Origin of the sequence: Moorena sp. SIO3H5 (assembly GCF_010692395.1) — a bacterium.
Lineage (GTDB): Bacteria > Cyanobacteriota > Cyanobacteriia > Cyanobacteriales > Coleofasciculaceae > Moorena.
In genome coordinates this window covers 1-9,354 of record NZ_JAAHHS010000021.1, presented here as the reverse complement: position 1 = coordinate 9,354, position 9,354 = coordinate 1, and the positions used below count along the sequence as shown (strand labels likewise).

The 9,354-nt window shown below is 44.6% G+C and carries 10 protein-coding genes, 2 tRNA genes and 1 pseudogene; 10 read left to right on the top strand and 3 right to left on the bottom strand.

Annotated elements, in window-relative coordinates; all coding sequences use genetic code 11:
- Nucleotides 1-520 (bottom strand): annotated as a pseudogene (locus tag F6K52_RS03865) (photosystem II D2 protein (photosystem q(a) protein)); the annotation flags it as partial.
- Nucleotides 521-926: 406 nt separating this feature from the next.
- Between F6K52_RS03865 and F6K52_RS03860 the strand changes: the two are divergent.
- The 6 genes from F6K52_RS03860 to F6K52_RS03835 all read left to right on the top strand — a co-directional run bounded on the left by F6K52_RS03860 (nucleotide 927) and on the right by F6K52_RS03835 (nucleotide 5,337).
- Nucleotides 927-1,448 (top strand): GNAT family N-acetyltransferase, encoded by a 522-nt coding sequence (locus tag F6K52_RS03860; protein ID WP_075898630.1) that lies wholly within the window; start codon nucleotides 927-929, stop codon nucleotides 1,446-1,448.
- 63 nt (nucleotides 1,449-1,511) lie between these two features.
- Nucleotides 1,512-1,585, top strand: a tRNA-Pro gene (locus F6K52_RS03855).
- A gap of 289 nt (nucleotides 1,586-1,874) precedes the next feature.
- Nucleotides 1,875-2,642 (top strand): Tic22 family protein, encoded by a 768-nt coding sequence (locus F6K52_RS03850; protein ID WP_293074293.1) that lies wholly within the window; start codon nucleotides 1,875-1,877, stop codon nucleotides 2,640-2,642.
- Nucleotides 2,639-3,586: a peptide chain release factor N(5)-glutamine methyltransferase gene (prmC, locus tag F6K52_RS03845; protein ID WP_293074290.1), complete on the top strand. Its 948-nt coding sequence runs from the start codon at nucleotides 2,639-2,641 to the stop codon at nucleotides 3,584-3,586. The genes F6K52_RS03850 and prmC overlap by 4 nt, the downstream gene beginning before the upstream one ends.
- A 102-nt stretch (nucleotides 3,587-3,688) precedes the next feature.
- Complete coding sequence (locus tag F6K52_RS03840; protein WP_293074288.1) at nucleotides 3,689-4,291, top strand: L-threonylcarbamoyladenylate synthase; 603 nt, start codon at nucleotides 3,689-3,691, stop codon at nucleotides 4,289-4,291.
- A gap of 263 nt (nucleotides 4,292-4,554) precedes the next feature.
- Nucleotides 4,555-5,337, top strand: coding sequence for a HAMP domain-containing sensor histidine kinase (locus F6K52_RS03835; protein WP_293074285.1), 783 nt, complete (start codon nucleotides 4,555-4,557; stop codon nucleotides 5,335-5,337).
- 767 nt (nucleotides 5,338-6,104) lie between these two features.
- Here the strand turns inward: F6K52_RS03835 and F6K52_RS03830 are convergent.
- Nucleotides 6,105-6,221 (bottom strand): photosystem II reaction center protein I, encoded by a 117-nt coding sequence (locus tag F6K52_RS03830; RefSeq protein ID WP_293074282.1) that lies wholly within the window; start codon nucleotides 6,219-6,221, stop codon nucleotides 6,105-6,107.
- Between the two features lie 35 nt (nucleotides 6,222-6,256).
- On the opposite strand from F6K52_RS03830, the gene F6K52_RS03825 reads away from it, so the two are divergent.
- Complete coding sequence (locus F6K52_RS03825) at nucleotides 6,257-6,529, top strand: hypothetical protein (RefSeq protein WP_293074280.1); 273 nt, start codon at nucleotides 6,257-6,259, stop codon at nucleotides 6,527-6,529.
- Here F6K52_RS03825 and F6K52_RS03820 read toward each other — a convergent pair.
- Nucleotides 6,511-6,582, bottom strand: a tRNA-Thr gene (locus tag F6K52_RS03820). The two genes, F6K52_RS03825 and F6K52_RS03820, sit on opposite strands and share 19 nt — an antisense overlap.
- A 66-nt stretch (nucleotides 6,583-6,648) precedes the next feature.
- On the opposite strand from F6K52_RS03820, the gene F6K52_RS03815 reads away from it, so the two are divergent.
- The 3 genes from F6K52_RS03815 to F6K52_RS03805 form a co-directional block, all read left to right on the top strand.
- Nucleotides 6,649-6,948 carry a DUF3493 domain-containing protein gene (locus tag F6K52_RS03815; RefSeq protein ID WP_293074277.1) on the top strand — a complete coding sequence of 100 codons (300 nt, stop codon included), beginning with the start codon at nucleotides 6,649-6,651 and terminating at the stop codon, nucleotides 6,946-6,948.
- Between the two features lie 225 nt (nucleotides 6,949-7,173).
- Nucleotides 7,174-7,806: an FHA domain-containing protein gene (locus F6K52_RS03810; RefSeq protein ID WP_293074274.1), complete on the top strand. Its 633-nt coding sequence runs from the start codon at nucleotides 7,174-7,176 to the stop codon at nucleotides 7,804-7,806.
- A 326-nt stretch (nucleotides 7,807-8,132) separates the two neighbouring features.
- Nucleotides 8,133-9,354 (top strand): RNA-guided endonuclease TnpB family protein (locus F6K52_RS03805; protein WP_293074271.1); only part of this gene is annotated, 1,222 nt, incomplete at its 3' end.

The following is a 9,354-nucleotide window of genomic DNA, read 5'->3' as shown; positions in this document are numbered from 1 at the left end:
CGGGGAACTGGAAGAATTTGTGCGGTTGGTCGGCCGGAGACATCCAAGCGCGAAGTCCTTCGTTCAACAAGATGTTCTTGGTGTAGAAGGTTTCAAATTCTGGGTCTTCTGCGGCGCGTAACTCTTGGGAGACGAAGTCATAAGCCCGCAAGTTCAGTGCCAGTCCGACGATACCTACAGAACTCATCCACAGTCCCATTACGGGAACGAACAGCATGAAGAAGTGTAACCAACGCTTGTTGGAGAAGGCAATTCCGAAGATTTGGCTCCAGAAGCGGTTGGCGGTCACCATGGAGTAGGTTTCTTCTGCTTGAGTCGGTTCAAACGCGCGGAAGGTGTTGGCGTTTTCACCGTCTTGGAACAGGGTATTTTCTACGGTAGCTCCGTGGATGGCGCACAGCAGCGCTCCACCGAGGATACCGGCTACTCCCATCATGTGGAAGGGGTTCAGAGTCCAGTTGTGGAATCCTTGTAAGAATAGGATGAAGCGGAAGATCGCTGCGACACCGAAGCTGGGAGCACCGCTGTTTGCCCCGTGGAAACCCCCGTCACGCGACTGCATCGGTTGTTGATTTAGATTCGTTAAGGGCATCAAACAGCTGTGCCCCCTCCAACGCGAGCATCTTACCCAAGCGACTTCAATGAGCGCGACCGATGGAAATGCTAGGATAAGAATTTATATAGGAGGCTTAATTGTGGTATTATCATTTGCACAAAGGATTAGTTTCAGATCAAGGTAGGTCGGGTATGATAGTTTTCCTGGTGGAATAAAACCAATAAATCAAATATCACTTTCTGTTTTTTCAAACAAACATTTAAGTCTGGCTCTGGTTGACCGAGACCCAGAACGTCTTAGCCGTCAGGGAAACAAGACCATTACCAGTCCAAGTAGCTCACAATTATGATAACGCCACTGTCACACCTGCATGGGTTTTTGGAAAAGCTTCTTTAGCAGTTCTGACACTGCTTTACCTCAAACGCGACCTGAAGGAGATACCGTAGAAGGTGTAAAATATCGCACCGACGGTACCTCACGGGTATTTTTCAGTACAACACGAGAAATTGACCTGTACGAATTGGAAGAACTTTGTGATGCTGTTGGTTGGTCTCGGCGTCCTCTGCGCAAAGTTAAGAAAGCTATTCAGCATAGCTTTTTGGTTACTTCTATGTGGTACCAGCGAGGTAACACCAGGCGCTTAATTGGCTTTGCCCGTGCCACTTCTGATCATGCTTTCAATGCGACAATCTGGGATGTAGTGGTTCATCCAGATTTCCAAACCAAGGGACTGGGCAAAGCTTTGATGAGATATATGATCAAAAAATTGCGCAGCCAGGATATTAGCAATATCACCTTATTTGCTGATCCTCAAGTGGTAAGTTTTTACCGTAAAATGGGATTTATGCCTGACCCAGAAGGTATTAAAGGCATGTTCTGGTATCCAGATTAATCTCGACTACACACAAAGCGCGAAAAGTGAGTTATACTGGTTATACTACTTAGAGGTAGCACCCGGGATGTAGCGCAGCTTGGTAGCGCGCCTGCTTTGGGAGCAGGATGTCGCAGGTTCAAATCCTGTCATCCCGATTTTGAATTCATAAGTAAATCAGTCAAGACACTAGGGTAAACTCAGTGGAACTTGATACAGTCAGGTAAAGTCAAACTTGGTAAAGTCAAACTTGATAAGAGTTAGCTACAGGGGGATTAAACGCCACTGATCAGCGCTGGTTAACAAGCCAGGTCAAGCTATGATCGATCAAGTTTAATTTGAATCTCTGCCTCTACTAGAGGTTAGTTAGCTGCGTTCAGATCTCTCAGTGAGCAGGGTATTCTAGTTGTAACAGGCTCTTCTTCGTTAAAATTCGAGGTAATTTCTATGAAATCATTGTTCCGTTGGGGCACAACATTAAGTTTAGTAGCGAGTGCCTTACTAGGCTCAGTGAGTGCGGAAAATTTAGCGGCACTGGCTCTGACCGAAGAGCAGATAACAGAAAAGTTGAGACCTGTACCTGTATTTGCAGTTACTGATAATGCCGGTTCGCCACTAGTAGCCTCAATTCCAGATCAGCAAGATCAAAAGAAGACTACCTCAGTGGCAGGTGTGTTTATTAGCCAAGAAGATGCTAATGCTTTTGTACAGCGTTTAAAGCAGGAGAATCCTGAACTAGGTAACAAGGTAAAAGTAGTGCCTGTATCTTTGGGGGAAGTTCATGAGCAAAATCAAAAGAATCGCACTGTTGCCAATGGTTTAAATTTTGCCTACATACCAAACCAACAGCAGGTAAAGCAGGCACAAGCGATCTGGAACCAAAATGGTCAAGAAGAAAAGCCATTTCAGGGGGTACCGCTGTTTGTTGCCAAAGAAGCTAGCAACAGTGGATACCTAACTATTCAACAAAATGGGGTCTCTTCAATTCCGTTCTTTTTTAACAAAGAGCAATTGCAGAGTATAGTGAACCGCTATAAGCAGCAAGACCCTAACTCCCAGGTTAAGATAGAGGTAGTTCCTCTAGAAGGGGTTATTCAAACCTTACAGAAAAGCAACGATCAGCAGCTAGAGAAAATCGTACTAGTACCATCCCAGGAATCCCTGAAGTTTTTGCAAAGTCTGTCCCAAAATCAACTCAAAAGTCCAAATCAATGATTATGGGTCAGGGGTCGGTGGTCTCGGGAAAAGAACTCTGGCAGTGGCGTCAAGATGCCTACAAGTCTGCAGCCGAGGCAGGTGTCTCTACAGCTGAAGTGGACTGGTTGCTAAAGGAGGTAGCTGAGCTTGACCCATTAGTACTGCGCTTGGAGTCATGGCAACAGTTTTCCTGGTTAGGGCAAGCCACTGAAAACTCAACTATTCAACTTTCCCAACCTCTACCTGTACTCACCCAACTGTGGCAAAAGCGTATCAATCAGCGATGCCCAGTTCAATACCTAGCTGGGGTTACTCCTTGGCGTCATTTCTCCTTGAGAGTTTCCCCAGCTGTCCTGATTCCCCGTCCAGAAACGGAATCCCTGATTGATCTAGCAGTCAATGCTGTAGCTATGAGCTCTAAACCTGACTTATCATCAGGACACTGGGCGGATTTGGGGACTGGTAGTGGAGCGATCGCTTGTGGACTGGCAGAGGTATTTCCCCATGGGACAATTCATGCCGTTGATTGCACTGAAGAAGCCCTTGCCATTGCTCAACTTAATGCTCAACAGTTGGGCATGGCAGAAATAATTAAGTTCTACCATGGTTCTTGGTATTCACCTCTAGAAGCCTTAAAAGGTCAGTTAAGTGGTATGGTGGCCAACCCACCTTATATACCTAGTAACTCCCTCAAACAGCTACAACCAGAAATATATTACCATGAACCCCATATTGCCCTCAACGGTGGCAGGGATGGTCTAGACTGTATCCGACAGCTGATTGACATGTCTGGGGATTATCTGCGCCCCGGCGGTGTTTGGTTAATTGAAATGATGGCAGGACAAGCTCAGAAGGTTGTTCAACTACTGCAAAACCAGGGCAGTTACTCACAGATCCAGATATTTCCGGATTTAGCAGGTATTGACCGCTTTGCTCTAGCTTATAGAAAGTATGAAGTATAAACAAGGTATGCATCGATGCCAATAGGTAAAAAGCTTTGGATAATTTCAGCCAACGTTTACCTTTGAGGTTATCGCTTCTACTTTTTAGTGTGCTGGTGAGCAATGACCCAAGTTTCTATGGCTACCCTGATTTCTGGGGCTATCTCAGGTAAGCTGGTAAGTTTTCCAACAGATACAGTCCCAGCACTAGCAGTGCTACCGCACAAGTCAGAGTTGGTGTTTGAGGCAAAGCGCCGTCCTCAAGACAAACCTTTGATTTTGATGGGGGCATCCCCTAAGTCTCTTTGGCCATATGTTGAAGGTACTTCCGCACAGAGGTCGATTTGGGAACAGATGGCTCAGAAGTATTGGCCAGGAGCATTAACATTGGTGTTACCCGCTTCAGATAAAGTACCTACCGTTATGAATCCTTCTGACCCGACTACTATTGGGGTGCGTGTGCCAGCTTCTAAGGTAGCGATCGCAATTTTGTCCAAGACTGGTCCGTTGGCAACTACCAGTGCTAATTACTCAGGTGAGCCACCTTTACAAACAATGGCAGCGGTTGAGGTCCAGTTTCCCGAGGTATTGACGCTCCAGCCAGCTGAGTTAGAAGCGATCAAACCAGACAAGATTGGCGTCCCGTCTACTGTTGCTAAATGGACAAGCAGTGGCTGGGAAATTTTGCGTGCTGGAGGGATTCAATTAGACGATTCAGGATTTTAATAGTTCTACTCACCTTTGAAAAAAACTAGCTATCCTTAAAAAGATCTGACAAAAAAGTATGAAGTTTGAATTGTGAAGTATGAAGTTTGAATTGTGAAGGAATCCTGAATTGTGAAGGAATTAGGTACGCTCTTACTTGGCGAATTTAATTCGCCAAGGGTCACACCTCTGGTTGCCTATCCAACTCTATCTTTGTCGATTTCGAGCAGTATAAGCTTCAACCTTCATTGTTTATCCTTCAATTTTGTTAGGTGCGTTTTCCGTTGCGAATTAAATTCGCCAAGGTCAAGCGCCTGTTGACGTTTTTAGTGTGGCAAGACTTAATAAGCATGGGTGAGACGGATCTGATCTATTTGCTAGTAGGCATTGGGTTAGGAGTTATGGGGAGTCGCTTCAGTAAATTTTTAAAGGTGCGCTTTCCAAGGCCGCGAGGGATTGCTCGCGGCCTTGAGTCGCACCTCCATGAAAGCACAGACTCAAAGACCTCTGGATGCCATCAAACTGATACTGATGCTGAAGAAATCCAGCATCTGAAACACGAATTCAAGCAAAATCAATTGGCTTACCAAATGGCAATGGAAATGAGCCAGTTTAAAGCCGGATTTTTGGCACGAACTTCCCACGAGTTGCGATCGCCTCTGAGTCGGTTGATTGGTTTACATCAGTTGATTTTGTCTGATCTGTGTGAGTCTCCAGAAGAAGAGAGAGAATTTGTGAACCAGGCTAACGCCTCTGCCCATAGTATGGTTAAACTGCTTGATGAGGTGACTGCTGTAGCTAAAACTGAACACGGTACTAACGTTTTGGAGATTTGCTCAGTCTCTTTGAAGCAGCTGTTTGAAGACCTCTATCGTCTGACCCATTTGCAAGCTGCCAATCGCAATCTGCAGCTGGAAATAGTTCCACCTGACCCCCAAATTTACGTTTTAGTCGATCCACGGCGTTTTCGACAAGCATTAGTGATGATGGTGGATACTGGGATTACTCAGATAAGCAGTGGTCAAATTAAAGTTTGGNTATTGAAGTATGAATGGGCGATCGCGTAGTTTTGGGAAAGCCCCCTAAATCCCCCGAGCGAGCAATCCCTCGCTCGGGGGGACTTGGAAGGTTTTGTTCCCCCCAGCGAGGGATTGCTCGCTGGGGGGCTAGGGGGGCAGAATCATACCCAGAATCAGCAACCCCTGTCTCGGAAGTAATCGAGATTGATCGTGCTTCTGGAGTTGGACTCTTGAGTAAGGAGGTTAAATCAGGATGGAGTGGTTGCTCTATTGCTGGTTTTAGAAAAGCTTGTTGCCACTGTTTTCCTTGCCCTAGTTGCCAATTGTCTTGGCTGTTTGTTATCCTTGGCAAGGTCTGGCCAACTGCTCGGGAAATGGGTGGACCTAAGCTAGCAGCGCTTTTGTCTGTGCCTAATATTGGTACAGCCTCAATCTTGAGGTTTCCTGTGGGGTAGGGTTTGAGCAGTACCTGGTTTTGGTTTGTTTGGTACTGTACCGAAACAGTTATTCTTTGAGATAATTCATCTAGGTGGTTAGTGGTCTGGGAAGGTTTAACGGTTTGAATAATTGCAGGTACGACCGGCGGCTGAACTGGCTGGGGCATTTTTCACTAAATTGGCTGGTGTTTTAGTATTCAGACCAACAATCCTTGACTCAATCCCCAAGATTGTAGTTCCAAATTGGTTATCGACAAAGACAGCCCATATTACAATAATTAACCACAAATACAAAACCACCCTATTCGAATAGGGTGGTTTTGTGTGGATAGTCCCCTGTTAAAGAGCTGTGGCTATCTCTAGTTGAGCGATCGCTATTTACTCGAAATCCTTCCGCTTGGGGTTACGAGATGGGTCGTTTGACAAGAAGCCAAAAACAAATAAGCCAATAAAGAAGCTAACAACTATATAAACAACGATTTTGAGGGTTACCATGTTGAGTTCTCCCAAGAAGATATGAAATACGGAAAATGAAGCACTACGTGAGACATTGGTCTAATGCTGTAAGTTCTAGAATTGGGAATCTAGCTCAAAAACCATCTGACCTCACTACACGATTAACTTCATACTTTTTTAAGATCATACCTAAAGGTGGCTCTCATTTAACCTTTAATATCTTGAAAACTGGCATAAAAGCTGGGTCAGCGGTCAGCAGTCAGCGGTCAGCAGTCAGGGGTCAGGGGTCAGGGGTCAGCGGTCAGCTGATAACTGATAGCTTACTGAAAGCCGATGAGCGGATTTGAACCGCCGACCGTCCGATTACGAATCGAATGCTCTACCACTGAGCTACATCGGCACCAGTCTATTAATATAGCAAATATTACAATAGCAAATCTGTCAGCTCAGTCAGGGTAAACCATTAATGACCAACTCCAACTCAAAAAAACCTTACTCCAATCCCAAAGTCTCTAGGCCAAAAATGAATCCAGAGAAGTATGCCAGGCTAAAAGCAGAAGCCCAAAATCCCTACCGAGGCTTAAGAAAGTTTATCTATATTGCCTTCGGTGCATCTGGTTTCATCGGTGCAATGGTTTTTCTAGCCCAGTTAGCTGCTGGGAAATCTGTAGCTACTGCGATGCCTAACTTAGCTCTGCAAATTGGTGTAGTGATCTTGATGGTTTGGCTATTTCGCCTGGAAAATAAGGCAGAACGGAAATTATAGTAGGAAAACCTTGACACTCCTTGGATCCACAGAGGAATCTCAGGGTATAATAGTAGGATAAGAAAATTATGGAAGCCATGCAACCCATGGTGATCATAGCCTATCTAACGGCTCGGATTAGGTGCGAACTAAATGTTTAGGCTCGTCTAGATTTTATTGAAAAGCATCAATACACTCTACTAGACAAAAAATCTTTAGCTGGACAAAAGTAACCATCCTATCGGCTTGTTTGAAACACGATATGTAGCTGGTGTCATTCAGGGTCAACAAGCCTATTTGCTGACTAACCTAGTGAATGGTAAAAGTCAAACCCTGCTCCAGCCTCAAGGAATTTGGACAATTGGTCGGGGACGCCAGTCAGCAATACAGCTCCCCGAGAAGCGTTTGTCTAGACATCATGCTGTTATTCAGCACATTCAGAAGCAGGGATTTTATCTAACTGACCTGAAGAGCACTAATGGTTCCTTTATCAATGGAAAACGAGTCAAAGGATCTCATCTGCTCCAGGATGGGGAGTATGTTCAACTCGCGAGCATTAGTTTTAGTTTTTTCTTTTGCAAACAGACTAAGACTGTAGAGAACATTAGCTCAAATATCCTAGCCCAAATCGAAGCTTTAGCAGCACAAAACAACTTAACCAGTGATCAAGCAACAACTGCCTCATCCTTATCCCTAGATCAGATCAGCAAAGATACTAACCCATTTGTACAAGGGCAAGAAACAGACGTATTTGCCTCAGAAGAATCTGCACAAGAAATGCAAGAGCTTGAAGGAGCAACCTCTTCTGAACTCACTCCGGCTCAGCAGTTAGAAATTCTAGACCGCTTTTTACTTAGAAAGTACACTCAAGAAAAGTGATTTGTAAGCATTGAGCTATCAGCGGTCAGTGGTCAGGAATCAGTATTGCTGACGGCTGACCACTGATAGCTAATAAATTTAACAAAACTTGCGGAATTCCCCAACCTCGTGCGTTGTAGGTTGGGTTAGAAGTTACCGCAAGAATAGGGCAGCCTTTATGGTTGGTCGGCTATGCATAAAAAGTTAAAACTTATTGATTAAGGCTGCCCTATTCTAAGGTTTCGTCTCCTGGATGGATAGCGAGCCAGTAAATTGACTTTATACCTTGACGTCTTAATACAAAATTTATATAATAGTAAGCAAGGTCGATAAGAAGGTTGACTGCAGTGAAACATAAAGCCGTCAAACTCAGAATCTATCCCACACAAGAACAAGTAATGATACTAGCCCAACACTTTGGATGTGCTCGCTGGTGGTGGAACTATGCCTTGAATCATTGCATAGAAACTTACAAGGAAACTGGCAAAGGCTTGAAACAATCTGCACTCAACTCTATGCTTCCAAAACTCAAGAAAGAAAAGGAGACTGAATGGCTAAAGGATTGTTACTCCCAGGTCTTGCAATCTGTGAGTCTAAACCTTAGTCGTGCATATCAAAACTTTTTTGAAGGTAGAGCTCAATATCCCAAATTTAAATCGTATCATCATCGCCAATCAATTCAGTATCCCCAAAATGTCAAACAGGTGGGTGATTGCCTAAAGTTCCCTGGAAAAGTAGGAGTTGTCAAGGCTGTAATTCATCAACCACTAGATGGGCAAATAAAAACTGTCACAGTCAGCAAAGCACCTTCTGGCAAATATTACGCTTCTGTTTTGATGGAATACGAATCCGATAGTGTAAAGCCATCAACGAAGGGAAAGGTGATAGGGATTGATTTGGGTATCAAGGATTTTGCTATTACCTATGACGGCGAAAAGACCTCTAAATTTGGCAATCCCAAGCCTATAGATAGATACGAGAAAAAACTATCCAAAAAACAACGCATTGCAGCCCGAAAGAAGAAGGGCAGCAGTGGACGCAAAAAGGCTCGTAAGATTGTAGCTAAGGTATATGAACGTATTGGAAATGTCCGCCAAGACTACCTGCACAAACTATCTAGAAAAATTGTAGACCAGAATCAGGTAGTGGTAGTCGAAAACCTAAACGTCAAGGGCATGGTAAGCGCTACGCGCACGCTACGCGAACGTAACCACAAACTAGCTAAAGCAATTTCTGATCTAGGCTGGGGAACCTTTGTAAACTTCCTTTCCTATAAATGCGAAAAAGAAGGGAAAGTTTTAGTAGAAATAAACCGGTGGTTCCCCAGCTCTAAGACCTGCTCTAGTTGTCATTACCGTATCAAGGAGTTGCCGCTAGATGTAAGGACTTGGGTTTGTCCAGGTTGCGGAACTCACCACGATAGAGACGGTAATGCGGCCAAGAATATTAGGGCAGAAGGGATCAGAATGCTATCCTCCTCTGGGACGGGGGAGGTCAACGCCAGTGGAGAAATGTACAGTGGAACGATTGAACCAGTATCGGCAATGGATTCAGCAGGTATTAGCTCGA